The following is a 25,602-nucleotide window of genomic DNA, read 5'->3' on the forward strand; positions in this document are numbered from 1 at the left end:
CGACATTGCAGCATTATTAGTTAAGTTTCGCGAATCGTGCGCAACATAATCGTAGTAATATAACAACGACCCGCCGCGATAAGCCATCAAGGTGCGCTTAAAAAAACAGGCTGGGCCATTCTTCCAAAACTGTCGATCTGTCTTGAATCATGTTTTCATATTGGAGAAACGACATGAGCGTACGACAGAAAAAACAGGAAATGCTCGACGCGATGCATCGAGCGCGCGCCCTGGAGCCTTCGAGCTTCGTCCCCAACAAATTGCTCGACACCTTGATCGAGCGCCTGCAACTGAAGAACGACGCGGAGCTATGCCGCGTGCTCGAAGTGCAGCCGCCGATCATCAGCAAGATCCGCCACCGCAAACTGAACGTCGGTGCCACCATCCTGCTGCGCATGCACGAGAAATCGAATATCCCGATCCGCGAACTCAAGGAATTGACCAGCGCGTCGGCGATCCATTAGCGCCCGCCCGTTCTTTTCAGTCCTGGGCCGGCGGACGCCCGGTCTTGAGCTGGGGCAGCGCCGCCAGCACGCCCTGCAGGGTGGCCACGTCGAGCTGGCCCAGCAAGGCCACGCCGATGCGCAGCAATTCGCTCTTCTTGACGTCGATGCCGGCCCGCAGGCAGGCCTGCTTGACCTCGAGCAGCACTGCGTATTCCTGCTCGGGCATCGTGAAGCTGTCGCGCACCAGGACCGGACGCGCATCCGGCGCCGGCGGGCGCGCCGCGGCCTTGCTCGCCGCCTTCAAGGCTGGCTTGCGGGCCGGCGGACTCGCGAGCGCCTTCGCGGCCGTCCTGACCGCAGCCTTCAGGCTCCCTTTTGCCGGCGCGGCCCTGCGGGCAGGCTTGGCCGCCGGTTTGGCCGCCGGCTTGGCCGCACCCTTCGCAGCCGCGGTCGGCCTGGCGTTCTTCGCCGCGGGGCGCCGTGCGCGCGCTGCTGCTGTTGGTTCGGGCGCGGACGCGGGCTTGCGTGGCATGGTTGCTCCATCCTTGAAAGGGCAAACAGTATAAACGATTTATCCCAGCCCGGCGATGGCACGTACATACCGCGCGCGTTTGCTGCCGCCCGCGCCAATCGGTGTCACAATGCTATGCTCATAGAAGCGGACTTCTGTTTTTCCGAACAAATCATTCGGCAAACTCCGCTTTTATGGGAATGCATCCTGTTTTATTCTTTCAAGCGGACAACTCTGCTGTAAACTCTGCGCGACCAAGCATTTTTTTGAGGAAATCGTGATTCAACCCGGGCCAGTATGCGCAACAAAGCTCATTTGATCTTGCCGGTGCTGTTCGCCACCGCCCTGGCCTTCCTGTTGCAACACTTCCTCGGCTCGATCGCCTGGGCCGGCCTGCTGGCAGTGATCACCTGGCCGCTGCACCAGCGCCTGCTGCGCCGCGGCTGGGCGCCGCTGGCCAGCGCCAGCTTCATGCTGCTGCTGCTGCTCGTCAGCTTCGTCGGACCGTCAGTGCTGCTGTTCCACACGCTCACCTACGAGCTGGCCAGCCTGCAGCGCATGCTCATCAGTTTCAACCAGACCGGAGTGCCGGTGCCGGACTGGGTCGCCAACCTGCCGGTGGTGGCCGACTCCGCCGTCAAATGGTGGCTCGAGCACCTGGCCGTGCCGGGCGGGCTGAACGCACTGGTGCGCACCACGGTGGGCGACTTCATGCCGCACCTGACCGATACCGCGCGGGTCTGGGGCTCGGCCATCCTGGCCAATGCCTTGTATTTATTCCTGACCCTGCTGACGCTGTTCGTACTCTATCTGCACGGTTCCAGCGTGCTGCACTACCTCGACCGCGCCGGCGCCCGCCTGCTGCCCGACCAGTACGGCAAGCTGCGGCGCGTGCTGCCGCTGTCGGTGCGCGGCACCGCGCTGGGATTGGGTTCGATCGCGATCCTGGAAGGCATCGTGCTGGGCGTGGCCTACTGGGTCGCCGGCGCGCCGGCCCCGGTGCTGCTGGGCGTGATCACCGGCTACCTGGCCCTGATCCCGGGCGGCGCGCCGCTGTCGTTCACGATGGTGTCGCTGCTGCTGTTCGGCCAGGGCCATTCGGCCGAGGCGCTCGGCCTGTTCACCTGGGGCGCGGTCGAGCTGTTCCTGGTCGATAAATTCATCCGCCCGAAACTGATCGGGCAGCGCGTCAACCTGCCCTTCCTGGCGGTGCTGTTCGGCCTGCTGGGCGGCGTATCGACCCTGGGCGTGATCGGGCTGTTCGTCGGTCCGCTGATGATGGCGATCCTGTTCGGCTGGCTGCGCGACGAGCCGCCGGGCACGGCGCTGCTGAACGTGCCGCCGCCCGCCGTGCCACCTGGCTTGCCGGTCGAGAAACCGTCAACCGACGCCGAGCGGACCGGTTAAGGAATCGAGCAAGGCGGCCGATCCCACGGCCGCCGCGCGCTGGTGCAGGTCCCACAGGGCGCCCACGCGCAGGCCGGCGTGCACCGGCGCCAGCTCGGCAATATCGAGTTCTTCCATCAAGCCGATCAGGATCGCCAGCCCGCCCGGCAGGTGCGAAGCCCGTTCGGCCGCCGGATAGGCGAGGCGCACCCGCGCCACATGGCCGATTTCAGTGAAATCCGCGCGCAGGCGCTCCAGGCCGGCGCGACTCAATACCCCTTCCTCGCCGTGCAGCTGCGCGATCTCGGCCAGCGCGCGCACCGTCCCGCAGGCGCCATAGGCCTGCTGCCAGCGCTGCGCGCCCAGCCGGGCCTCGGCGAAGCGGCTGCGGCTCGATCGCACGGCGGCATCGAAAGCGGCGGCATCGAGCCGTCCGTCGGCGAAAAAGGTCAGGCTCTGGCGTACCGCGCCGATCGCAAACGATTCGATGCGCCGGATCGCGGCGCCCTGCCCCAGCACCAGTTCGGTCGAACCGCTGCCGATATCGACCACCAGGCGCGGCGCGCTGTCGTGGGCCCCGAGCGTGGTCGCCACGCCCAGGTAGACCAGGCGGCCGGCTTCGTCGCCGGCGATGAGCTCGATCGGCCGGCCCAGCGCCTTGCCGGCCGCCGGCAGGAATAGCGCCGCGTTGCGCGCCATGCGCAAGGCCGAGGTCGCGACCACGCGCACGGCCTGCGGACGCCAGGCGTCGAGCGCTTGCCGGAATTCGTCCAGGCAGTGCAAGGCGCGGCGCATGGCCGAGGCGCACAGCATGCCGTCTTCGTCGAGGGTCGCGGCCAGCCGCACCGGCTCGGCCATGGTGGCGACCAGGCGCAGCACGCCGTCCTCGAAACGGCCGACGTGCAGGCGGAAGCTGTCGGAGCCTAGCTCGACAGCGGCGTAGATGGGTGAATCGGACTCTGGGGCTTGCATGGCATGTCCATTTGAACAGGCCGCAGGATAAGCCCCGCCCATGACATGCGCGTGACCCGGCAGGAGGATCTACCTCTTACGAGAGACCGTTCACACCTCGGCTACCACCTCGCTGGCATGTGCCACGCGGTTGCGCCCACCCTCCTTCGCCTGCTGCAGGGCCTCGTCGGCGCGCTGGAACAGGGTCGTGGTGCTGTCTTCGGGGCGGATGGTGGTCACCCCAAAGCTCGCGGTCAGCTTGATCATCGCGCGCTCGCTCTTGAGCGGGGTGGACTCGATCGCGGCGCGGATACGCTCGGCCACCAGCGATGCCTCGATGAGATTGGTGCGCGGCAGCAGGATCGCAAACTCGACGCCGACCACGCGCCCCAGCTGGTCGCTGTCGCGCAGCTGGCGCCGGCACAGCTCGACCATCTGACGCAGCACGACGTCGCCAGCCGGGTGGCCATAGCTGTCGTTGACGCGCTTGAAACCATCCGGATCGAACACCACCAGCGCGGTCGGCAGTCCCGGGCGGCGGGCCAGCGCCATCCATGGCGCCAGCAACTGGAAAAAGCCGCGCCGGTTCGGCGCATCGGTCAGCGGATCGACGATCTCGGAACGCTCGAGCGCGTCCTGCAGCCGCTCGCGGGTCAGGAGCAGCACGCCGAAGGCATTGCCGAGCATGAGCAGGTACAGCGCGCCGCTCGACAGCTGGCCCAGCAGGTCGCTGGTCAGCCAGCCCCAGCCGCCCGGCAGCAGCAGCACCGACAGGCCGCGGGACGCCACTACCAGGGCCAGCGCCATGCTGGCCACGGCCAGGAAGCGCTGCAGCAGGCTGGCGTCAAGCCAGCGCCAGGCCAGCGCCAGCGCGCCCGAGAAATAGAAGCCGCCCAGCAGCAGCGACGCGGCCACGGCGCGCAAGCCTTCTTCGTCGATCAGGTAGCACAGGAAGAAGGCGAGGATTGCCAGGCCGCCGACGATCATCGTCGGGGTGCGCCAGGCACGCCGGCGCGCGGCTTCCCACGAGGCGCCGCCTTCGACCGCCACGCCGGCGAACAGCAGCGCATAGCCGCCCGGCATCGCGATCGGGGCCGGCACCACGCCGGCATCGCCCAGGGCCAGCAGCAGCCAGGCGCCGCCCTGGATCTGTTTCGACAGGCTCCACAGCACCAGTGCCGGCGAGCGGGTCGGTCCGTGATTGAAGAAGGTCAGCAGTGCGCACAGGGCGAGGTTGCCCAATGCCAGTACCAGGACCATGGTCGACGCATCCAGTATCATTGTGTCAGTACTCATGTTCAACGTTCAGGGTGCCGTCGCCGACCTTGCTGGCCCAGGCGCGGGTGAAATATTCCCGCTCCTCATCGATGGGCGGTTCGTGCCAGAACACGATCAAGGTGCCCTTGTGATCGTGCAGCTGCGTCACTTTCTCGACGACGTCGCCATTGCCCGCCGCATCCGCCAGCGCCATCGCATAGCCGTAGGCGCGTTGCAGCCGCTCGAGCCGGTCCGGCTCGGCCACGGCATTGGTCGCGGTCATGGTGGGATGGTCCAGGAACATGGGCTCTTTCGTCGCAGCGGCCAGCTTATCAGAAGAAGATGCTTTGCAACAAGCCAACTCTTCCGGCCCGACGTTGCATCATCTGACGGTTCACCCCGCGAAGCGGTTGAACAGCTCGCGCGCGGCCAGGCCGCCGCCGCCGATCAGTACGGCGAAGTACAGGATGGTGACGACATTGCTGATATGGCCCAGCAGGATGCACAAGCCGTCGCGCTGCAACAGGCCGATGGCCAGGAACAGGATGGCCACCGCCGGAAAGGTATTGCTGAAAGGGATCAGGCCGAACGGCATCATCAGCAGCACGGCGCCCAGGATCAGGGCCGCGTTATTGAAGAAAGCGACCGCGCCGCCCGCCACCAGCCACTGGATGCGGTTCGGACGGCTGATGCGCTCGAGCTTCTTGAGCCAGGACAGCGCCTTGCGCAACAGCGGACGCAGCTTGCGGGTACCGATCACGCGGTGCGACAGCTTCGACGGAATCCACAGGTCGCGCCCGAACAGGCGGCTGACGCTGATCAACAGGATGGCGGCGCCGAACACCGTGCTCACGCCCGGGATCGAGATCGGGATCAGGAAGACCAGCGTCAGCAGGGTGACCAGGATCAGCAGGCCGTCGTTGCCGACGCGGTGGATCAATTCGCTGAGCGTGATGCCGGTGCGCGGCATGTCGCGCACCAGCGCGCGCAGGCGCTGGGATACTGGTTCGCTGTAAAAATTGTTCATGTCGTCCTGTGATCGTTAATCGCGAATAATGTCATGGATAGTGCGAACGATGCCTGGGTCATGCCAGGCAACGGAGCGACAGTATAACGGGACGGGGCGCCGTGGGCGCCGCTGGGCCGATGCTCTTTTACAAATATCAGCGCTCGCGCAGGAGCTTGAACTGCCGGGCCTGCCGGTGGTGGCCTGCGACCGACTGCTTGATGTACCGCGTCAGCGCATCGCCGGTGAGCGAAAACGGATACAAGCCGGCCCGTGCGCGCTTCTCGGCGAATTCCGGGCTGGCCTCCATATTGGCGAAGGCCTTCACCCAGCGCCGGTAGTCGGCCTCGCGCACGTCCGGGCCCATCCACACGCCGCGGATTACCGGCCACACCACGTCATAACCCTGCTCGCGCGCGGTCTTGACCCCGGCCAGCGCGCCCGGCAGCCGCTGTTCGGACAATACCGCCAGCACCCTCACCCTGCCGTTGCCCGTGTACAGCAGCGCCTCGGAGGTGTCGCCCGATACCGCCTGCACGTGGTTCTCGTGCATCGCGATGAACTGCTCGCCGCCGCCCTCGAGCGCGACGAAGCGCATCTTGCGCGGATCGATGCCGGCCATTTGCGCCAACAACGCCATCTTGATCCAGTCCTGGCTGCCGACCGTGCCCGACATGCCGATCAAGACTTTCTTGGGATCGCGCTTCAGGGCTTTCAATAGATCGTCGAGCGTCTGCCAGGGCGAATCGGCGCGCACCGCGACCATGCCGTAGTCGGCGCCGAAGGCCGCCACCCAGCGCACGTCGTCGACGTCGGCGTTGCCGAACTTGCCCAGGGCGAGGTTGAGCACCGAGCCGCCGGAGAACGTGACCAGGGTATTCGGCTCGGCGCGGCGCTGCGACACCATCGTGTGCCAGGCCACTGCCCCCACGCCGCCCGGCAGGTAGCCCAGCGCCAGCTCGGGCGCGCCGGGCTGACCGTGCAGGGCCTTCTGGGCCAGCTTGCAGGTCAGGTCCATGCCGCCGCCGGGCTTGGACGGGATCAGGCATTCGGGCCCGCGCGGCTGGGCCGCGGCCGGCTGGCAGGCCAGGGCCACGGCCAGCAAGACCGCATGGAAGAAGACGCGCATGGAACTCATACCGCGCATCATAACGTGACTAGAAGCGGTGCTGCATGCCGGCCGTGATGCCGCTCTGGCGTGAACCGTAGCCAGGATCGTCGCGCGAGAGGCCGACCAGCTGGCCGTGATCCGCTTTCGCATGCGCCAGCGACAGGTACAGGTCGGTGCGCTTGGACAGCGCCAGCATGCCGCGCACCACGAACAGCGTCGGGTCGGCGTCCTCGAGGGCCGGCACATCCCTGGTGTTGACGTGATACACGGCGCCGGTCAGCGTCACATTGTCGATCGTGCGCGTGATCCCGCCCCAATAGGTATCGGCGCGCAGGTCGGCGTCCAGTCGTGCTGCGTCGAGCTTGTAGCCGCGCATGCCCGCGGTATAGCGCCACTTGCCGCTGCGGTAGTCGGCGCCCAGGTGGTAGGCCCTGGTCTCGTCGCGCGTGGGCAGGTCGGCGACCGCGTTGCCGTTGATCTGCTCATACGACGCCATCAGGCCCAGGCCGTCGCCGAACCACGAACCGCCGACGGCAAGCTTGCGGCCCTCGGCCAGGCTGCCCGAGCGCTCGCCCAGGCCGACCGTGGCGCCATAGGTGAAGCCGCCGCGCTTGCCGGTGTACTTGACCAGGTTGTCGAACTGGGTCGTCATGCCGTATTTCGACGGCCCGGTGGCGCTGGCGCCGGTGGCCCAGGAATAATTGGGGGCGAAGCCGAGCGGGTCGAACTTGATCACCAGCTCGTAGGTGGTGGTAAACGAACGGCCGATGACCAGGCGCCCGAGCGAACCGTCCAGGCCGACCCAGGCCTGGCGCTTGAAGATCGCGCCGTCGCTGGCGCCGGTGTCCATCAGGATGCCGCCTTCGAGTTGCCAGATGGCTTTCAGGCCGCCGCCCAGCTCTTCGCTGCCGCGGAAACCCCAGCGCGAGGTGTTCTTGCCGCCCGAGACGACGCGCACCATATTGCCGCCGTTCCCCTGGGCATGGTTGACGTATTCGACGCCGGCGTCGATCAGGCCGTAGACCTGCACATTGCCCTGGGCGAGCGCGGAATGGTTGAGCGAAAGCGCTGCCAGGACGGCGAGCGCGAGGGCCGAGTGCTTCATGGTGTCTCCGAATCTTGTTATGGTTGTGCTGCTTTATTGGCCCGACTATATGCGCGGCTACCTTTCAGTTCGCTTTCATCGCAGGCCCTTTCCGCGGCGCGGACTTTGCGCTTACACTGGCGCGATGAGAATCCTGCTAGTTGAAGACCATGTCGAGCTGTCGCACTGGGTATCGAAAGCCCTGCGCGACGCCAACCTCACCGTCGAATGCGCGGCCACCGGCGCCGATGCCGACGCCCTGCTGCACACGCAAGACTATGCGCTGGTGATCCTGGACCTGACCCTGCCGCGCATGGATGGCCTGGACGTGCTGCGCCGCCTGCGCGCCCGCGGCGGCGCGCGCGGCGGCACGCCGGTGCTGATCCTGACCGCGCGCGGCGGCCTCGAAGACAAGGTGCAGGGCCTGAACCTGGGCGCCGACGACTACCTGGCCAAACCGTTCGAGCTGGCCGAACTCGAAGCGCGCGTCAAGGCGCTGCTGCGCCGGCGCAGCGGCAACGAGGCGCTGGTGCACCGCTGCGGCCAGCTCGCCTTCGATACGGTGTCGCGCATGTTCTCGTATTGCGGCGAGCCGCTGGCGCTCACGCCGCGCGAGCACGCGGTGCTCGAAGCGCTGATCGCCAGGCCGGGCCGCGCGCTGTCGAAAGAGAAGCTGTTCCACGAAGTGTTCGCGCTCGACGACGACGTGAACCTCGACGCCATCGAACTCTATATCCACCGCATCCGCAAGAAACTCGAGCGCCCGGGCGGCGACGCCGCCATCGTCACCCTGCGCGGCATCGGCTACCTGATGCAAGAGAAGCCGGCCTGAGCGAATGCCCGAGCGCGTGCCACTGCTGACCCGCCTCGCGGCCAAGCCGCTGGGCAGCCTGCGCCAGCAGCTGCTGCGCTGGCTGATCCTGCCGCTGGTGGCGCTGGTCGCGCTCAATGCCGTGTCGCTGTACCGCGACGCGCTGGAAGCGGCCGACGTGGCCTATGACCGCTCGCTGCTGTCGTCCACCCGCGCGCTGGCCGAGCGCGTCACGGTGAAAGACGGCAAGGTGGTGGCGAATGTCCCGTATGTGGCGCTGGACAGCTTCGAGACCGATACCCTGGGCCGCATCTACTACAAGGTCACCGGCCTTGCGGGCGAGACCGTCAGCGGCTACGGCGACCTGCCGCCGGTGCCGGCCAATGTGCCGCGCAGCGACCTGTATCCGGCCCTGGTGCGCTTCTACCACGCCAGCTACAACGGCGAGCCGGTGCGCATCGCGGCCCTGCTGCAGCCGGTGTACGACGATTCGATGCGCGGCATCGCCCTGATCCAGGTCGGCGAGACGCTCGATGCGCGCAACGCCCTGTCGCGCGACATCCTGTTCAATACCCTGTGGCGCCAGGCGCTGCTGGTGCTGGCGGTGGCGGCGCTGGTGTGGTTCGCCGTGCGCCTGGTGCTGCGCCCGCTGATGCGCCTCAAGAACGAGGTCGAGACGCGCCCGCTGTCCGACCTGTCGACCATCGACCAGGCCCTGGTGCACAAGGAAGTGCGGCCGCTGGTGGCGGCGATGAACGGCACCATGGCGCGCATGCAAGACCTGGTCGCCAGCCAGCGCCGCTTCATTGCCGACGCCTCGCACCAGTTGCGCACCCCGCTGGCGGTGCTCAAGACCCAGGCCGCGCTGGCCCTGCGCGAAAACGATCCGGCGGCGATGCGCGCCATCGTCGCCTCGATCGCCGGCACCACCGATTCGGCGATCCACCTGGCCAACCGGCTGCTGGTGCTGGCGCGCATCGAGCATGGCGGCGGCGGGGAACAGGCGCGGCCGGTCTGCCTGGGGACGGTGGCGCGCCAGGTCGGGCTGGAGCTGGCGCTGCCGGCGGTCCAGAAAGGCATCGACCTGGCGCTCGAAGCCCAGGACGATGCCGACACGAGCGTCATGGGCCAGGAATTGCTGCTGCACGAAATGGTGTCGAACCTGGTCGACAATGCGATCCGCTACACGCCGGCCGGTGGCAGCGTGCTGCTGCGGGTCGGCCGGCGCGCCGGGCGCATCGCATTGGAAGTGAGCGACAGCGGCCCCGGCATCCTGGAAGCCGAGTATGACAAGGTGCTGATGCCCTTCTACCGTGCCCAGGCCACGCTGGAAGCCAATCCCGGCGGCACCGGCCTGGGACTGGCCATCGTGCGCGACATCGCCAACCTGCATGGCGCTACCCTGGCGCTCGGGCGCGCGGACAGTGGCGGATTGAAAGTCGAGGTGGTGTTCGGGATCGCGCGCGCTGAAAGCTGATTGAAAGCTGGCCGGGCCTATAGTTGGCGAAAACGAGGCAATCCCTCATCACAAACGCTAACCTAAGCGATCGGAGACATCATGAACAAGCCGGCCTTCGTGCGCGCCGTCCTGGCTGCGCCTATATTTACCGTCCGCGGAGCATGACATGCTGACCATCCTCGCCTATTCGATGATCGTCGTCTTCATGTTCCTGATCATGACCAAGCGCCTGCCGGCGCTGGTCGCGCTGATCGTGGTGCCGATCGCCTTTGCCCTGATTGGCGGCTTCGGCGCTGGCTTGGGCCCGATGATGCTGGACGGGATCCGTTCCCTGGCGCCGACCGGCGTCATGCTGATGTTCGCCATCCTGTATTTCGGCATCATGATCGACGCCGGCCTGTTCGATCCGATCGTGCGCGTCATCCTGAAGCTGGTGCAGGGCGACCCGATGAAGATCGTGGTCGGCACCGCCGCGCTGGCGATGTTCATCTCGCTCGACGGCGACGGCGCCACCACCTATATGATCACCGTGTCGGCCATGCTCCCGCTGTACATGCGCCTGGGGATGAGCCGCCTGGTGATGGCGTGCGTGATCATGCTGGCCGGCGGCGTGATGAACATCCTGCCCTGGGGCGGCCCGACGGCGCGCGCCGCCACCGCGCTGGGGGTGGATGTGAGCGACATCTTCGTGCCGATGATCCCGGCAATGGCGGTGACCGCCGTGTGGGTGCTGTTCGTGGCCTATATGCTGGGCATGAAGGAACGCAAGCGCCTGGGCACCGTGAGCCTGCCCGGCCAGGCCAGGGTCAGGAAGCCGGCGCCTGCTTGCACGCCTATCCTGCAGCCGGCATTCCCTGAACTCGCGGTAGCCGGCAGCATGAACGGCACCACCGGCCAGTGGAGCGCAGCCCCCGCGGCCACGACCCGCGAAGGCAATGTGCACGCCTTCTCCGCCGGCCGCATCGAAGCCGATACCGGCGCCATGGGTGGCGCGGGTGGATCGGACGGCGCGGGTGGCGGTGCGGGTGGCGGCAATGAGCCGCCGGCCGGCGTGTCCTCGCGCGACACCGCGCGTCCCAAGCTGATCTGGGTGAATTTCTTGCTGACCGTGGCCCTGCTGGTGCTGCTGGTGCTGGGCGCCCTGCCGCTGCCGGTGCTGTTCATGATCTTCTTCGCGATCGCCATCACCATCAACTACCCGGGCCTGGAAGCGCAGAAGGCGCGCATCGAGGCGCATGCGGCCAATGTGCTGCCGGTGGTCTCGCTGATCTTCGCCGCCGGCATCTTTGTCGGCATCCTGCAGGGCACCAAGATGGTCGACGCCATCGCCCTGAGCGTGATCGCGGCGGTGCCCGAATGGATGGGCCCTTACCTGGCCATCGTCACGGGCCTGCTCAGCATCCCGTTCACCTTCTTCATCTCGAACGACGCCTTTTATTTCGGCGTGGTGCCGGTGCTGGCCAAGGCGGCCGAAGTGTATGGCATCACGGCCGCGGAAATCGGCCGTGCCTCGGTCATCGGCCAGCCGGTCCACCTGTTGAGCCCCCTGGTGGCGTCCACCTACCTGCTGGTCGGCATGTGCAAGATCGAATTCGGCGACCACCAGCGCTACACCCTGATATGGTCGATCACGGCTTCGCTGGTGATGCTGGTCGCCGCCGTCATCTTCGGCGTGGTGCCGCTGATCGGCCGGGGCGCCTGAGGGCTTCCGCGAGCGGCGCCGGCGGGCGCGCCGCTCGCACGCCGCTCGCCTATACTTGCCGCATGCCCGCCCCCCTCGACCGCCCCGCCTCCGTCGACGATCGCCCGCCCCTGGTACGTACCGAGGGCGACCGCCGCACGCTCGAATTCACGCCCGGCGACATCCAGAGCGAGATGCTGGTCTCGCGCCCCGACGCCCTGGTGCTCGACTACACGCGGGCCATGATGTGCTTCGCGCTGTTCGTGCCCGACCCGCGCCACATCGTGATGGTCGGCCTGGGCGGCGGCTCGCTGGCCAAGTTCTGCCACCGCCATTTTCCCGATGCGCGCATCACGGTGCTCGAGATCCGCGACGACGTGATCGCGCTGCGCGACGCCTTCTGCCTGCCGCCCGACGACGCCCGCCTGCGCATCCTGCACTGCGATGCGGCCGACTACCTGGCGCGCACGCCCGGCAGCTGCGACGTGCTGCTGGTCGACGGCTTCGACAGCCGCGGCCTGCCCGCCACCCTGTCGAGCAGCGCCTTCTATTCTGCGTGCCGGCGCGCCCTGCATCCGGGCGGCGTGCTGGTGGCGAATATCTTCACCTACGATCCCCAGTATGCCGGCGCGCTGCAGCGCTTGCGCGCCGGCTTCGACGGCCGCCTGGCCTGGTTCACGCGCATCGCCGGCAATAACCGCATCCTGTTCGCGCTGCGGCCTACCCGGCCCCCGGCGGCACCCGCCCCGGGCGAGCGGCGCCTGGCCCGCCTGGCGCGCAAGGATGGCGTCGGCCTGGGCTGGAGCAACCGCCTGCTGGCGCGACTGCTGGTCGCCTGGCTCGCACGGCGCCGCGCCTGAGTCTGCAAGTTCGCTGTGGACGAATTGTCTCGCGCGACACGAAATGTTTGCGGGCCCATCGCGTTTATGACACACTTGCGCGAATTAATGCCTACCAGCAAGTACAATCCCTAACCGCACGCTCCATCAAACGACTGTCCTGGAACCCGACCCGATGCCGCGCCGACCGCTCCGTTCGCTGACTCTCGCGGCGGCCCTCACGCTGGGCGGCGGCCTGGCCGCCTCTTGCGGCCTGTTCCTGGGCGTCAGCCACCTCGAGTACGACAACCTGGCGCTGGCCTTCGCCCAGCGCGCCGACCAGCGGGTGGCGGCGGTCGGCCAGGGCATGGACCGGGCGCTTGAGGTGCTGGAGGTGACCAACCAGCTGTTTTCGAACGGCGAGCCGGTGAGCCGCGAACGCTTCGCCGACTTCACCTCGCACCTGCTCGAGCGGCATCCCTTCATCCAGGCCTTCAATTACCAGGGCGTGGTCACGGCCGGCGAACGCGCGGCGGTCGTGGCCGAGCTGCAACGGGTGCGGCCGGGCACGATCCTGACCGAGAAGACCGCGCACGGCATCGTGCCGGCGCCGCCGCGCAGCCGTTACCACATCGTCGAATACGTCGAGCCGCTGGCCGGCAACGAGGCCGCCTTCGGCCTGAACCTGGGCCATAACCCGAACATCATGGCCGCCCTCGAACTGGCGCGCAGCAGCGGCCAGCCGGCCGCGACCGGCCTGTTCCCGCTGGCCACGGCGCCGCGCGAGACAGCCGCGTTCAGTATCGTCATGCCGGTGTTCGACCGCCACGGCGAACTGCGCGGCAATACCGCGGTCGTGATCCGCGGCGGGGAGCTGGTGCGGCAGTCGCTGCTCAAGGCCGGTCTTCTCGAACACGACGACATCTTCGTGTCGGTGTACGCGGGCGAGCATGCCGATCCGGCGGCACTGCTGCTGTCGACCGGGCCCGCGGCGCGTGCGACTGCGCCAGGCCATGGCGCCCGCACCGCCATCCTGCAAGCGGGCGCAAGGCCGTGGCGGATCGACATCGCCGCCGCGCCGCGTCCCTTCATGGCCGATCACATGGCTTCGGTGGCGCTGCTGGTGGGCGGCATCCTGGCAACCCTGCTCGGCGCCGCCTTCGTGCAGTCGGCAGGCATGCGCGCGCGCAAGGTCCAGCAACTGGTGCGCCAACGCACGGCGGACCTGCGCCGCAGCAACCGGCGCCTGGTCGAGGACATGGCCGCGCGCAAGCGCGCCGAAAAGGCGCTGGTGCAGAGCGAGCAGCGCTTCCGCCAGCTGGTTGCGATGTCGTCCGACTGGTACTGGGAACAGGATGCGCATTTTCGCTTCACGATGATCGCCGGCGGCTTCACCGAGAAATCCGGGGTCGCGGTGCAGGGCCTGATCGGCAAGACCCGCTGGGAATACGTGCCCGGCCTGCTCGACAGCGAGAGCGGGCGCGAGCACCTGGCCAAGATGCAGGCCCACGAAGCGTTTGCCAACCTCGAATACCAGGTGGTCGACGACGGCGGCGAGACGCGCTGGTTCTGCGTGAACGGCCAACCGGTCTTCGACGAGGCCGGCGTGCTGCAGGGCTACCGCGGCACCGGCAGCGACATCACCGAACGCAAGCTGACCGAACAGCGCGTGCACCACGTGGCCCAGCACGACGTGCTCACCGGCCTGCCCAACCGTTCGCTGCTGCAGGACCGCCTTGGCCAGGCGATTGCCTATGCCAACCGCAGCGGCCGACCGGTATGGGTGATGCTGATCGACCTGGATCGCTTCAAGTTCGTCAACGACAGCATGGGCCACAAGGCCGGCGACGTGCTGCTGGTGACGGTGGCCGCGCGCCTGCGCTCGTCGCTGCGCGACGCCGACACGGTGGCGCGCCTGTCGGGCGACGAATTCGTGGTGATCCTCAACGAGCACGCCGAAGAGCCGCTCAATCCGGCCATCGTGCAGCGCGTGATGGAGGCGGTGGCGCGGCCGGTCATGCTCGGCAATAAGGAGTTCTTCGTCACCTGCTCGATCGGGGTGGCGGTGTACCCGAGCGAGGGCACCTCGAGCGACAACCTGATCGAGCACGCCGACATCGCCATGTACCGCGCCAAGAAGCTGGGCCGCAACAACTTCCAGTTCTATACGCCGGCCATGAACGAGGAATCGCTGGAACGGGTGCGCATCGAGAGCGCGCTGCGAAATGCCCTCGAGCGCGACGAATTCGTGCTGCACTACCAGCCGCAGGTCGATCTCAAGAGCGGCCAGGTCGTGGGCATGGAGGCGCTGATCCGCTGGAACCATCCGGAGCTGGGCATGGTGCCGCCGGTGCGCTTCGTCGGCGTGGCCGAGGAGACCGGCCTGATCGTCCAGATCGGGGCCTGGGTGATGCGCACCGCCTGCGCCCAGAACAAGGCCTGGCAAGATGCGGGTTTCCCCCGCCTGCGGGTGGCGGTGAACCTGTCGGCGCGCCAGTTCGGCGCCCCCGACCTGCTGCACAGCCTGGAGTCGGCCTTGCAGGATACCGGCCTGGATCCGGCCTGCCTCGAGATCGAGCTGACCGAAAGCCTGTTCATGAGCGACGTGACGCCGGCGGTGGAACTGCTGCACCGGATGAAGGCGCTCGGCGTGAACCTGTCGATCGACGACTTCGGCACCGGCTATTCGAGCTTCTCCTACCTGTCGCGCTTCCCGATCGACGTGCTCAAGATCGACCGCTCTTTTGTCGCCGACATCACGCACGACGCCAACGACGCCGCGATCGTTACCTCGATCATCGCGCTGGCCCACAACCTGAAGCTGGCGGTGATCGCCGAGGGCGTGGAGACCCTGGAACAGCTCGACTACCTGCGCAGCCGCGGCTGCGACGAGATGCAGGGCTATTATTTCAGCAAGCCGCTGCCGGCCCACGAATTCGAGCAACTGCTGCGCCAGCGGCGCGCCCTGCCGGCGCTCGAAACCCTGGCGACCGCCACCTGAGCGGCGTGGCGAATCGGCAGCAAGGATGCCTTCCCTGAGAACATTTTTGTAGCTATTCAGACATCAGTGATCGTACAATGACCGTGCCCATATGGCAACCACAGCGATTCCGGAGCACGGACACCATGATGATGAATGAAACGCCTGACGTGACACGCGACGCCGACACGCAGGCAAGCCGCAAGCAGCGCAAGGACGGTCGCACGCGCGACCTGGTCAACCAGGCCGTGGCCTCGATTCCGACGCTCGGCCTGCAGCGCGCGGCCGAGTTCCTCGCCACGATGAACGTGCCGGCCGAAGTGGCGGTGCGGGTGCTGGTGTATCCGAACCGCCGGCGCGCGAACTAAGCCAGCCTGGGCCCCTGCTTTCGCGGGGGCGACGTGCTAGCGGCTTTGTTCCTGCTGCTCGATATCGGCCAGCGACTCGCGGCCCTTGTCGCTCAGCGCATGGCCGCCCGCTTCCAGCGGCAGCAGGTGCGACTTGCGGTTCAGGAAGCGCAGCACGTCGTCGTCGAGCGGCGCCATCGGGTCTTGCGCCACGGCGCGCAGGCCGGTCACGCAACGGCGCAGGAACAGGACTTCTTCGCCTTTTTCGGTCAGGGTCAGCCGCTTGTCGCGGCCGAAGGACATCAGCTTGATGCCGCACAGGCGCTTGGTATTGCGCCCGACGCAGGCCGTCGCCAGGTCTTGCTTGCCACCGCGGCGCACCAGTTCCAGCGCGTCGTATTCGTCCGTCGTCAGCTTTTCGTTTTTCATTACCGCATTCAATTAAGCAAAGGGCGCATGGTACGCGCCCCGGCCCGTGGCGGCAACCTTCAGCGCAGCGAACGCAGCGCGTACCAGCCGATGCCGGCGCCGGCAATCACCCCGAGCAATAGCGCCAGCTGGGCGCGGCGCGAACCCAGCAGCGGGCCACGGCCCAGGTAGATCTTGTTGTACAAGGTCGAACCCATCATCTCCTCCTGATTCTTATTATTACAAGCTCATTATAGAAACCGCATTGTTGCCACTATGTGACAGCAAACACACGCCACGTCACGGACGACGAAAAAGCAACACTTCGAACGCCATCCTGCCGCGCGCCGGGACTGCGGGCGGCCTGTTAGGATCGTACGACATTGACAACTTTAGCGGAGCACAGCATGAATGACCCGACGCCCAATATCGACCCCAAGAACAAGGGCCGCACGATGCTCGACGAAGCGGACATCGGTAGCGGCGAACGCTCCCCTGGCCAGCACGAAACCGATGAGATGATCCGCGGCATCCCGCCGCTGCCATCGAACCGGCAGGCCGACGACCGCAAGCAGGATGCAGGCAAGGAAGGTAACGACGGTAACAAAGGCAACGAAGGCGGCGGAGAGCCGCCCGCCAATCGCCAGGGCACTCCCGGCGTCTGAGCCGCCGTTAACTTGCCCGGATAGGCGGTTCGGGCAGGCGTGGCTCCTCGACCGGGGCATTGACCGGGTCGGGGACGTCGTCCGGCACCGGCGGGGGCGATGGCGGCGCCGGCGGTTCGCCGGGGATTTCCGGATCGGGCGTGGAATGGAAGTGCTGGCCGACGCCCTTGCGCCAGGATTCATACGATTGCAGTTCGCTCATATTCTCCTCTCGGGTTGCCTGTAATGCATTCGTGCGCAGACTAGCACGGATGGCGCGGCGCGGTTTTTCGATTGGCGCGCGGCCGGCGCCAACGCCTGCCACAAGGCAACTCGGCTATAGTGACGCTTTCGCCATTTCCACCCACTTCCCATGCGCCTGTCCAGCCTGCTTCCAGCCCTCCTGCTCGGCGCGCTCCTGAACGCCAACGCCGCCCCGATGAAACTCGACGACTACCTGGCCCTGAACGGCCCCGCTCCTGCCGCGAAACTCGCCTATGGCCCTGCCCCCTCGCAATACGCCGAACTCTTCGTGCCGCAAGGCGCGGGACCGTTCCCGGTGGCCGTGCTGGTGCATGGCGGCTGCTGGACCAGCAAGTTCGGCGGCATCAGGCAGTTCCGCAATATGGCCGGCGCCCTGGCCGCGCGCGGCATCGCGGTGTGGAATGTGGAATACCGGCGGGTGGACGAGGACGGCGGCGGCTATCCCGGCATGTACCTCGACATGCATGCGGCGCTCGACCTGCTCGCGGCCACTGCGTCCGCGCACGAGCTGGACCTGGGACGCATCGTCGCGGTCGGCCATTCGGCCGGCGGGCAGCTGGTGCAGTGGATCGCGGGCCGCGCGCGCATTCCGGCCACCAGCCCCCTCTACCGCCCGGACGGCCTGAAGGTCGACCGCATCGTCAGCCTGGGCGGCCTGGCCGACCTGCGCCACGAGGCGGCGCTGATCAAGTCCAGCTGCGACCGCGATATCGCGCAACTGGCCGGCACGCCGAGCGCCGACCGGCCGGACGTGCTGCTTGACACCAATGCGGCCGACCTGGTGCCCAATGGCAGCCGCACCTGGCTGGTGACCGGCGAACTGGATACGATCTCGCCGCCGCGCGTGGCCCACGATTACGCGGCGCGCGCCAGGGCCGCCGGCGACGTGGCCAAGGTCGTGATCCTGCCGCAGGCGAGCCACTACGATGAAGTGGCCGCGACCTCGCCCGCCTGGCCGCAGGTGCTGCGGGTGATCGAACAGGCGCTCGAGCGCCCGGCCCGCGCCGCCCGATAATCGAAGGAGACATATCTTGAAACCGATCCTGCCAGCGCTGCTGGCAATGAGCCTGCTCGCCACTTCCGGCGCCGTCCTGGCGCAATCCTGGTCGCGCGTCGCCCACGCCTCGCTGGCGCGCCAGGAAATCTACCCCACTGTCCTGGACCGCAAGATCTACGTGGCCGGCGGCATCCTGAGCACGGCGCCGGGCTATACCGACCTGTTCGAAGCCTACGACGCGCAGGCGGACCGTTGGACCACGCTGGCGCCGCTGCCCGAAGGCCGCCACCACATTGCCCTGGCCGCGGCTGGCGGCAGGATCTACGGCATCGGCGGGTTCTCGGGCGCGATTCCCGACTGGCGCGCCCATGCCTCGGTGTTCGTATATGACCCCAGGGCCGACCGCTGGTCGAACGGCCTGCGCTGCCGCAGGCGCGGGCCGAAGGCGTGGTCGCAGCGATCGGCGACAAGGTTTATTTTATCGGCGGACGTATCCCGACCAGCGCACAGGCCAGGCACATCAGCGAACACGCCGACACCGCCCGCGCCGAAGTCCTCGACGTCCGTTCCGGCCAGTGGAGCCGCATCGCGGACGCCCCCAGCGCGCGCAATAGCGCCGCCGGCGCCGTCATCGGCGGCAAGATCCATGTCGTCGGCGGCCGCCAGATGGTCAAGGGGGACGATGGCCGCGCGCGTCCGGTCAATGTGGCGAACCTGGAAGTCTATGACCCGGCCACCGACCGCTGGGAAACCCGTGCGCCCATGCCGCTGGCCCAGGGCGGCCTGGCGGTCGCGGCGCACGACGGCAAGCTGTATGCCTTTGGCGGCGAGCAGTTCGTCCCGCAAGCCAAGGTGTTCCACGAATCCTGGGTCTACGATCCCGCCAGCGACCGCTGGTCGGCGCTGCCGGCCATGCCCACGCCCCGGCACGGCCACGGCGCCGCCGTGGTCGGCGACCGGGTCTACCTGATGGGTGGAGGGGAAAAGGTCGGGGTCGCGGCCAGCAGCGCGCACGAAGCGCTGGAGATACGGACGAAGTAGTCCGGCTCAGTACAGCACCACCGAGCGGATCGACTCGCCCGACTTCATCAGGTCGAAGCCCTCGTTGATGCGCTCGAGCGGCAGGCGATGGGTGATCAGGTCATCGATATTGAGCTTGCCCTCCATATACCAGTCGACGATCTTCGGCACGTCGGTGCGGCCGCGCGCGCCGCCGAAGGCCGAGCCTTTCCATTCGCGGCCCGTCACCAGCTGGAACGGCCGGGTCGCGATTTCCTGGCCGGCCGCCGCTACGCCGATGATGAAGGACTGGCCCCAACCCTTGTGGGTGCACTCGAGCGCCTGGCGCATCAGCGTCACATTGCCGACGCATTCGAAGCTGTAGTCGGCGCCGCCGTCGGTCAGTTGCACGATGTGGTCGACGACGTTCTCCACTTCGTTCGGGTTGATGAAATGGGTCATGCCGAACTTGCGCGCCATGGCCTGGCGCGCCGGGTTGATGTCGACGCCGATGATCTTGTCGGCGCCGACCATCCTGGCCGCCTGGATCACGTTCAGGCCGATGCCGCCCAGGCCGAACACGACCACGTTGGCGCCGGCTTCGACCTTGGCCGAGAACAGCACCGCACCGACGCCGGTGGTGACGCCGCAACCGATGTAGCAGACCTTGTCGAACGGCGCATCCTGGCGGATCTTCGCCAGCGCGATCTCGGGCACGACGATGTAGTTCGAGAAGGTGGACGTACCCATGTAGTGGAACAGCGGCTTGCCGTCCAGCGAAAAGCGCGACGTCGCATCGGGCATCAGCCCGCGGCCCTGGGTCGAGCGGATTGCCTGGCACAGATTGGTTTTTTGCGACAGGCAGAATTTGCACTGGCGGCATTCCGGCGTGTAGAGCGGAATGACGTGGTCATCCTTCGCCAAAGTCGTCACGCCAGGGCCGACGTCGACCACCACGCCGGCGCCTTCATGGCCCAGGATGGCCGGGAACAGGCCTTCCGGATCGGCGCCCGACAGGGTGTAGTAATCGGTATGGCAAATGCCGGTAGCCTTGAGCTCGACCAGCACCTCGCCTTCGCGCGGGCCTTGCAGGTCCACTTCCTCGATCGTCAGCGGCTGGCCTGCCTGCCATGCGACGGCTGCTTTGGTTTTCATGGTGATCCTTGCCTGGTTTGGTGATTGATGGCGGCCAGTATGCGCGCTTGTCCCCCGCGGCGTGCCGCGCGCGGCGCGAGAATGGCAGGATTTTGTTGCACGAGGACTGGATTTTGCCGATCCCGGCGGCGACAATGGCACATGACCAGTACGCCCCACACCGCCACCGCCACGCGCGCCGATCGGACCCGGACCGTCGACATTGTCGTGTACCCGGGCTTCAAGGCGATGGAAGCGATCGGCCCGATGTCGGTGTTCGAGTATGCCAACCTGCACCTGGCGCGGCGCGGTCGCGTTCCCGGCTACGATGTGCGCGTCGCGTCCAGCCGCCTGGGCCCCGTGCCATCGGACACCCTGATGTCGCTCGAGGCGACCAAGGTGCTGAACACGCTGGCGCTGCCCGACAGTGCGATCGTGGTCGGGGCTCGCCACATCGAGGCCGCCCTTGCCGACGGCGCGGCCATCGTCGACTGGATCGCGGCCGCCTGTCCCCGCATCGAACGCCTGGCCTCGCTGTGTTCCGGCGCCTTCTTCCTCGCCGCCGCCGGCGTGCTCGACGGCCGGCGCGCGACCACCCACTGGAGCGTCGCCGAGCGCCTGCAGGCGGCCTATCCCGCCATCGCGGTCGAGGCCGATGCGATCTTCATCCGCGACGGCAAGTTGTGGACCTCGGCCGGCGTCACCGCCGGCATGGACCTGGCGCTGGCGCTGGTCGAGGAAGATTTTGGCCGCGACCTGGCGCTTGAGGTGGCCACCGAGATGGTGGTCTACCTGAAGCGCCCCGGGGGACAATCGCAGTTCAGCTCCTACCTCAGGAGCGAACGCACGGCGCGCCCGAACATCCGCGAACTGCAGGGCTGGATCCTGGACAACCTGCATCTGCGCTTCACGACCGCGCAGCTGGCCGGCAAGGCGATGATGAGCGAGCGCCACTTCGCCCGGGTATTCCAGCAAGAGGTGGGCTTGAGCGCCCAGGAATTCATCGAGGCCAGCCGCTTCGAGCGCGCCACCCAATTGCTGGCCGATCTCGCGCTGCCCTTGAAGAGCGTGGCCGCACGCGCCTGCTTCAACGACGAGGCGCATATGCGGCGGGTGTTCATGAAGAAGCTCGGGATCACGCCCAGGGTGTATCGCGAGCGTTTCGCGACGACCGGGGTCGCCTGAAGGCGTCAGTCGAACCGCAGCCACCGGGCGAGCGGCACATCCACGACAAGCGCGCTGCGCGCCAGCGCCACACAGGGCAGAATATAGCCTTCACGCTTCTCGTCGAGCGACAGTCCCGGCCATTCGATGGTGTAGGCCACCGTGCCTTGCTGCAAGCGGCAGATGCAGGTACGGCAAGTGCCGTTGCGGCAGGAACTCGGCGCATCGAGCCCGGCCGCTTCGAGCGCCTGCAGCAGGGTCGCGTCTTCTGGCGCGGAAAAGCTCGCGCCCAGCGGCAGCAGGGTAATGGTATGGCTGACGGTCGGCATGGGACCGATTGTAGCGCCAGACGAAACAAACCGGGCCTCACTGAAGAGTTCGTTCACGCACAGACCCGATCCGGCCCCGTCACTACGCTGAGGTTTCCAGTAGCAGATCGCAGGAGACCGTATGAAACGAATCACCGCACTGACCATGATCGCCGCCCTCGCAGGCGCCCTTCCCCATGCGTTCGCGCAACAGCCGGCCGGCCAGCAAGCTCCTGTCCAGCAGCAGCAACCGCAGCAGCAATCTCCAGCCCAGAACGTTCCTGCGGGAACGCCGATGCAGGCCGCACCTGGTGCGGTACAAGACCCCGCCATCGCCGAACAAGCCGAATTCGAACGCCTGCTGCGGGCCCAGGTGCTGCTCGAACGCCAATACCTGTCGCCCGGCGAGATCGACGGCGCCTATGGCTCGAACATGCGCCAGGCCCTGAACACCTTCCAGACCCTGCGCAACTTGCCGGTCACCGGCAAGCTCGACGACGCCACCTGGAACGCACTAAATGCCGACAACAGCCCGACCCTGGCCGAATACACGATCGCCGCGGAAGACGTGGCCGGTCCCTTCCAGGCGGTTCCCGACACCATGATGGGCAAGGCCAAATTGCCCGCGCTCGGCTACGCCAATGCCCTCGAGGGCCTGGGCGAGAAATTCCACGCCAGCCCGGCGCTGCTGCAGCGCCTGAATCCCGGCAAGTCGCTGTCGCGCGCCGGCGAAACGATCGCGGTGCCGCATGTGAGCGGCAAGCAACCTTTAGCGCCTGCGGCCAGGGTTGTGGTACGCGATTCCACCAAGACCCTGCAATTGTATGACGCCGGCGGCCAGTTGCTGGCCCAGTATCCGGTCTCGACCGGCAGCAAGCGCGATCCGCTGCCAATTGGAAACTGGAAGATCAATGGCGTACACGCCAACCCGGTCTACAACTACAACCCGAAATTGTTCTGGGACGCCAAGCCGGGCGACAGCAAGACGCAGATCAAGCCGGGCCCGAACAATCCGGTCGGCGTGATGTGGATCGATCTCTCCAAGCCCCACTACGGCATCCACGGCACCCCGGTGCCCGGCCACGTGGGCAAGACCGAGTCGCACGGCTGCATCCGCCTGACCAACTGGAGCGCCGCCGAAGTGGGCGCGCTGGTCAGCGAGGATACCGCCGTCGAACTCGTCAAATAAACAACAACCTACAGGCGCGGGAGGCGCCGGACGGAGGACACCATGAAATGGCTGATGACCTTGATCGTTGGCGCGCTGTTGGGCGCCGGTGTGCTGTTCGTGTTGCTGAGCGACCGGTCGACGGCGCCAGCGCCGGAAGCCGTCGCCACCGCGCCGCCCGGCTCCAGTCCGAGCGGCGTGCCCGCGGCGCAGATCGAGGGCCAGTTGCCGCCCGCCCCGGTGGTCGAGCCGAACCTGGCGGAGCTCGAGCTGCCGCTGCGTCCCGAGCTCGCGGAGGGCGCCGCGCCTTCCGCACCGGCCACCGTCCCGGGCAAGCTGCTGGTGCCGGTCCAGGGCATCAAGTCGGCCGAACTGACCGACACCTTTTACCAACCGCGCGGCGAGCAGCGCCAGCACGAGGCGCTCGACATCATGGCGCCGACCGGCACGCCGGTGCTGGCGGTGGCCGACGGCAAGGTGGTCAAGCTGTTCCAGAGCAAACCCGGCGGCCTGACGGTCTACCAGTTCGATCCGAGCGAGCAATACGCCTATTACTACGCCCACCTCGACCGCTATGCCGACAACATCAAAGAAGGCATGGACGTCAAGCGCGGCGACATCGTGGGCTACGTCGGCGCGACCGGCAATGCCGATCCGACCGCGCCGCACCTGCACTTCGCCGTGGTCGCGCTGACGCCGGAGAAGCAGTGGTGGAAAGGCACGCCGCTCAATCCGTTTCCACTAATGAGCGACCAGTAGTCTCGGCTGGCGACGGCGTCACCGGCTCGTCGACATCCGCGCCCACATTGATCGCGGCATAGGCCCGCTGCACCGCGATCGCTTCGCGTGCGCCGGCGCCATACAGCTCGGTGGCGGCCTCGATCATCTTGGCGCGTGCATCGGCATAATTGGTGCTCGACGTGAACTTGGTCGTATTGGCGCGGAACCAGATGCGGAAGGCCTTGTCGATGCCGATGCCCGTCATCGCCAGCGGCTGCTTCACCAGGTAGCGGCTCCAGGCATCGTTGCCATTCTCCGCACTCGACCCTTTCGCCAGGAAGTAGAACATGCGGTTATTCGGGCCGCTGCTGTAATGGACGTCCAGCCGGCGCAGGCCGGTGCTCCAGGCATCAATGCTGTTGCCGTCGCGGCTAGGCTTGATCATCCAGCGCAGCGGCGTGCCGGTGCGGCTGATCTCGCTGCCCAGCATCCAGTCGTTGCCGCTCTCGGGGATCACGTCTCCCTTGCCGCCGCCGCGCGCATAGGCTTCGACCACCTCGCCCGCGATGTCCGAGCTCGATTCGTTCAGGCCGCCCGGCTCGCCCGAGTACACCAGGTTCGAGGTCGCCGCCGTGATGCCGTGGCCCATCTCGTGGCCGACCACGTCGATCGCGGCCAGGTTGGTGAAGTGCGTGCCGTCGCCGATGAACATGCAGCGGCAGGTATCGCTGTAATACGCGTTGTCGTAGCCGCGGTTGACGTGGACCGCGATATGGGTGGCGGTGTCCTGGCCGTCCAGTGCCAGCCAGCCCAGCACGTTCTTGTGCATATCGTAGGTATTCTTCAGGCCCCACATGGCGTTGACGGCAGCGGTCTGGCCATTCGGTCCCGTGGTGCTGCCGCCCTCGACGAATTGCTTGCCGTCGCCCCAGGTGTTGACCGTGCTGGTGTACACCCGGCCGCTCGCCGTGCCGTGGTTGGCATTGGTGATCGCCATGGCGCCGAACGCGCCCCCCTTGCCGCGCTCGGGGTCGAGCATCTGGTAGGTGTTGTTGGCGAAGGTGGTGCTGAGCGGGACCTCGCCGTTGTACTGGCTCTTGCCGACGCCCTCCACCGTCTGCAGCATATTCCAGCGGTCGATGATCTCGCCGTCGCGGGCATTGACCACCACGTCGTAGTACAGCGGCTGCCGGTCTGGCAGCTGCGTCTGCATACGCAGGCGCACCAGCCAGGCCAGCTCGTAGCGGTCCACCGTTTCGACCAGGTCGACCGCGTTCAGCTCGGATTCGAGCTTGCCCTCGGCGCCAGGCGCGCGTTCGTCGCGTGTCAATGGATAGATCAGGAGTTCGGCGGTCGGCCCGGTCACGTTGACCACGCCTTCCGGCATGTCGCGCAGCGCGGCGTTGATGGCGGCGCGGCGGCTGATGGCCGATTTGACGTTGAAGCCGCCGGTGGCGCCCTGCATGCGGTTGGCCGTGCCGCGGCCCAGGTGCAAGCGGCGCCTGGAAGCACTTTCGGAGACGATCTGGCGCCGCGCGTCGAGCACCACCACGGATTCGGAGCCGAAGATCCTCAAACCCTTGTACAGGTGGGCGGCGCGCACCACGTGGGTGCCCTGCACGCCCGGGTGCTGGGCCACCACCTTGTAGCCGTGGTCGGCGTCCAGGCCCACCGCCGTGCGGCGCGCCGCCAGCTGGTTCACGACCTGGGCCTGGGCCTTGCCGTCCAGCTTGAGCGGCGTACCCATCATCGGCGCCGCCTGGGCGCCAGGTGCGGCAAGCAGGGCCAGGGGCGCGAACAGGACGGCAGCCGCCAGCACGGCTGCCTTGAGCGTTTGCGGGATCATCTCGTCTCCATCCGGTATGCCGGGCCGGGGGGCGCCGGTCATCGACCATGATGGACGAGCTTGTTAAGACGGGTTTGCTCAAGAACAATGACCGCGTTGCCA

27 protein-coding genes and 1 pseudogene are annotated in these 25,602 nt (G+C 67.1%); 15 read left to right on the plus strand and 13 right to left on the minus strand.

All coding sequences use genetic code 11. The features are described from left to right. Nucleotides 1–173 precede the first annotated feature (173 nt). The gene (locus tag E8M83_RS03280; RefSeq protein ID WP_137171959.1) at nt 174–464 is read left to right on the plus strand and encodes a hypothetical protein; all 291 of its coding nucleotides are present in this window, start codon (nt 174–176) and stop codon (nt 462–464) included. A gap of 16 nt (nt 465–480) precedes the next feature. Here the strand turns inward: E8M83_RS03280 and E8M83_RS26515 are convergent, their stop codons facing one another. After that, nucleotides 481–978, minus strand: a complete 498-nt coding sequence (locus tag E8M83_RS26515) for a hypothetical protein (RefSeq protein WP_170976673.1) — start codon at nt 976–978, stop codon at nt 481–483. Between the two features lie 276 nt (nt 979–1,254). On the opposite strand from E8M83_RS26515, the gene E8M83_RS03295 reads away from it, so the two are divergent. Continuing rightward, nucleotides 1,255–2,364: an AI-2E family transporter gene (locus tag E8M83_RS03295; RefSeq protein ID WP_229491404.1), complete on the plus strand. Its 1,110-nt coding sequence runs from the start codon at nt 1,255–1,257 to the stop codon at nt 2,362–2,364. Here E8M83_RS03295 and E8M83_RS03300 read toward each other — a convergent pair. The 6 genes from E8M83_RS03300 to E8M83_RS03325 all read right to left on the minus strand — a co-directional run bounded on the left by E8M83_RS03300 (nt 2,338) and on the right by E8M83_RS03325 (nt 7,773). After that, nucleotides 2,338–3,315, minus strand: coding sequence for a hypothetical protein (locus E8M83_RS03300; protein WP_137171961.1), 978 nt, complete (start codon nt 3,313–3,315; stop codon nt 2,338–2,340). The genes E8M83_RS03295 and E8M83_RS03300 overlap by 27 nt on opposite strands. A gap of 90 nt (nt 3,316–3,405) precedes the next feature. Then, nucleotides 3,406–4,590 carry a GGDEF domain-containing protein gene (locus tag E8M83_RS03305; protein ID WP_229491405.1) on the minus strand — a complete coding sequence of 395 codons (1,185 nt, stop codon included), beginning with the start codon at nt 4,588–4,590 and terminating at the stop codon, nt 3,406–3,408. Next, nucleotides 4,580–4,855: a hypothetical protein gene (locus E8M83_RS03310; RefSeq protein ID WP_137171962.1), complete on the minus strand. Its 276-nt coding sequence runs from the start codon at nt 4,853–4,855 to the stop codon at nt 4,580–4,582. The genes E8M83_RS03305 and E8M83_RS03310 overlap by 11 nt, the downstream gene beginning before the upstream one ends. Nucleotides 4,856–4,945: 90 nt before the next feature. Continuing rightward, nucleotides 4,946–5,578 carry an exopolysaccharide biosynthesis protein gene (locus tag E8M83_RS03315; RefSeq protein WP_137171963.1) on the minus strand — a complete coding sequence of 211 codons (633 nt, stop codon included), beginning with the start codon at nt 5,576–5,578 and terminating at the stop codon, nt 4,946–4,948. Between the two features lie 136 nt (nt 5,579–5,714). Continuing rightward, nucleotides 5,715–6,695 (minus strand): tripartite tricarboxylate transporter substrate-binding protein, encoded by a 981-nt coding sequence (locus tag E8M83_RS03320; protein ID WP_137171964.1) that lies wholly within the window; start codon nt 6,693–6,695, stop codon nt 5,715–5,717. Nucleotides 6,696–6,714: 19 nt separating this feature from the next. Further along, complete coding sequence (locus E8M83_RS03325; RefSeq protein ID WP_137171965.1) at nt 6,715–7,773, minus strand: porin; 1,059 nt, start codon at nt 7,771–7,773, stop codon at nt 6,715–6,717. A 124-nt stretch (nt 7,774–7,897) separates the two neighbouring features. On the opposite strand from E8M83_RS03325, the gene E8M83_RS03330 reads away from it, so the two are divergent. From E8M83_RS03330 to E8M83_RS03355, 6 genes are all read left to right on the plus strand, one after another. Beyond that, nucleotides 7,898–8,584: a response regulator gene (locus E8M83_RS03330; protein ID WP_137171966.1), complete on the plus strand. Its 687-nt coding sequence runs from the start codon at nt 7,898–7,900 to the stop codon at nt 8,582–8,584. A 4-nt stretch (nt 8,585–8,588) separates the two neighbouring features. Further along, entirely contained in the window at nt 8,589–10,040 is a 1,452-nt protein-coding gene (locus E8M83_RS03335) for a sensor histidine kinase (RefSeq protein ID WP_137171967.1), read from the plus strand. A 148-nt stretch (nt 10,041–10,188) separates the two neighbouring features. Continuing rightward, on the plus strand, nt 10,189–11,724 hold the full coding sequence (locus E8M83_RS03340; protein ID WP_137171968.1) for a CitMHS family transporter: 1,536 nt from the start codon (nt 10,189–10,191) through the stop codon (nt 11,722–11,724). 62 nt (nt 11,725–11,786) lie between these two features. Next, nucleotides 11,787–12,563 (plus strand): transferase spermidine synthase, encoded by a 777-nt coding sequence (locus tag E8M83_RS03345; protein WP_137171969.1) that lies wholly within the window; start codon nt 11,787–11,789, stop codon nt 12,561–12,563. A 154-nt stretch (nt 12,564–12,717) separates the two neighbouring features. Continuing rightward, on the plus strand, nt 12,718–15,522 hold the full coding sequence (locus tag E8M83_RS03350; protein ID WP_137171970.1) for an EAL domain-containing protein: 2,805 nt from the start codon (nt 12,718–12,720) through the stop codon (nt 15,520–15,522). Between the two features lie 125 nt (nt 15,523–15,647). After that, nucleotides 15,648–15,869 (plus strand): hypothetical protein, encoded by a 222-nt coding sequence (locus tag E8M83_RS03355; protein WP_137171971.1) that lies wholly within the window; start codon nt 15,648–15,650, stop codon nt 15,867–15,869. Between the two features lie 36 nt (nt 15,870–15,905). Here the strand turns inward: E8M83_RS03355 and E8M83_RS03360 are convergent, their stop codons facing one another. Then, nucleotides 15,906–16,277: a hypothetical protein gene (locus E8M83_RS03360; protein WP_137171972.1), complete on the minus strand. Its 372-nt coding sequence runs from the start codon at nt 16,275–16,277 to the stop codon at nt 15,906–15,908. Between the two features lie 59 nt (nt 16,278–16,336). After that, nucleotides 16,337–16,477, minus strand: a complete 141-nt coding sequence (locus E8M83_RS25865; RefSeq protein ID WP_170976665.1) for a hypothetical protein — start codon at nt 16,475–16,477, stop codon at nt 16,337–16,339. A gap of 186 nt (nt 16,478–16,663) precedes the next feature. On the opposite strand from E8M83_RS25865, the gene E8M83_RS03365 reads away from it, so the two are divergent. Continuing rightward, complete coding sequence (locus E8M83_RS03365) at nt 16,664–16,921, plus strand: hypothetical protein (RefSeq protein WP_137171973.1); 258 nt, start codon at nt 16,664–16,666, stop codon at nt 16,919–16,921. Between the two features lie 7 nt (nt 16,922–16,928). Here the strand turns inward: E8M83_RS03365 and E8M83_RS03370 are convergent, their stop codons facing one another. Next, nucleotides 16,929–17,123: a hypothetical protein gene (locus tag E8M83_RS03370; RefSeq protein ID WP_137171974.1), complete on the minus strand. Its 195-nt coding sequence runs from the start codon at nt 17,121–17,123 to the stop codon at nt 16,929–16,931. Nucleotides 17,124–17,273: 150 nt separating this feature from the next. On the opposite strand from E8M83_RS03370, the gene E8M83_RS03375 reads away from it, so the two are divergent. The 3 genes and pseudogenes from E8M83_RS03375 (at nt 17,274) to E8M83_RS26195 (ending at nt 19,202) form a co-directional block, all read left to right on the plus strand. Beyond that, nucleotides 17,274–18,179, plus strand: coding sequence for an alpha/beta hydrolase (locus E8M83_RS03375; protein ID WP_137171975.1), 906 nt, complete (start codon nt 17,274–17,276; stop codon nt 18,177–18,179). A gap of 46 nt (nt 18,180–18,225) precedes the next feature. Next, nucleotides 18,226–18,519, plus strand: a pseudogene (locus tag E8M83_RS26190) (kelch-like protein); the annotation flags it as partial. A gap of 89 nt (nt 18,520–18,608) precedes the next feature. After that, nucleotides 18,609–19,202 carry a kelch repeat-containing protein gene (locus tag E8M83_RS26195; protein WP_229491406.1) on the plus strand — a complete coding sequence of 198 codons (594 nt, stop codon included), beginning with the start codon at nt 18,609–18,611 and terminating at the stop codon, nt 19,200–19,202. Between the two features lie 6 nt (nt 19,203–19,208). Here the strand turns inward: E8M83_RS26195 and E8M83_RS03385 are convergent, their stop codons facing one another. Then, complete coding sequence (locus tag E8M83_RS03385) at nt 19,209–20,315, minus strand: S-(hydroxymethyl)glutathione dehydrogenase/class III alcohol dehydrogenase (protein ID WP_137171976.1); 1,107 nt, start codon at nt 20,313–20,315, stop codon at nt 19,209–19,211. 141 nt (nt 20,316–20,456) lie between these two features. Here E8M83_RS03385 and E8M83_RS03390 point away from each other — a divergent pair, with 141 nt between their 5' ends. Further along, the gene (locus E8M83_RS03390; protein WP_137171977.1) at nt 20,457–21,479 is read left to right on the plus strand and encodes a GlxA family transcriptional regulator; all 1,023 of its coding nucleotides are present in this window, start codon (nt 20,457–20,459) and stop codon (nt 21,477–21,479) included. A gap of 5 nt (nt 21,480–21,484) precedes the next feature. Here the strand turns inward: E8M83_RS03390 and E8M83_RS03395 are convergent, their stop codons facing one another. Continuing rightward, nucleotides 21,485–21,787, minus strand: a complete 303-nt coding sequence (locus tag E8M83_RS03395) for a 2Fe-2S iron-sulfur cluster binding domain-containing protein (RefSeq protein WP_137171978.1) — start codon at nt 21,785–21,787, stop codon at nt 21,485–21,487. Between the two features lie 121 nt (nt 21,788–21,908). Between E8M83_RS03395 and E8M83_RS03400 the strand changes: the two genes are divergently transcribed. Then, a complete protein-coding gene (locus E8M83_RS03400; RefSeq protein WP_137171979.1) occupies nt 21,909–22,955 on the plus strand; it encodes a L,D-transpeptidase in 1,047 nt (348 codons plus the stop codon). A gap of 42 nt (nt 22,956–22,997) precedes the next feature. Next, a complete protein-coding gene (locus E8M83_RS03405) occupies nt 22,998–23,693 on the plus strand; it encodes a M23 family metallopeptidase (protein WP_137171980.1) in 696 nt (231 codons plus the stop codon). On the opposite strand, the gene E8M83_RS03410 is transcribed toward E8M83_RS03405, so the two are convergent. Further along, nucleotides 23,662–25,500, minus strand: a complete 1,839-nt coding sequence (locus E8M83_RS03410; protein ID WP_137171981.1) for a M4 family metallopeptidase — start codon at nt 25,498–25,500, stop codon at nt 23,662–23,664. The genes E8M83_RS03405 and E8M83_RS03410 overlap by 32 nt on opposite strands. Nucleotides 25,501–25,602: the final 102 nt, after the last annotated feature.

Origin of the sequence: Massilia sp. HP4 (assembly GCF_005222695.1) — a bacterium.
Lineage (GTDB): Bacteria > Pseudomonadota > Gammaproteobacteria > Burkholderiales > Burkholderiaceae_D > Telluria.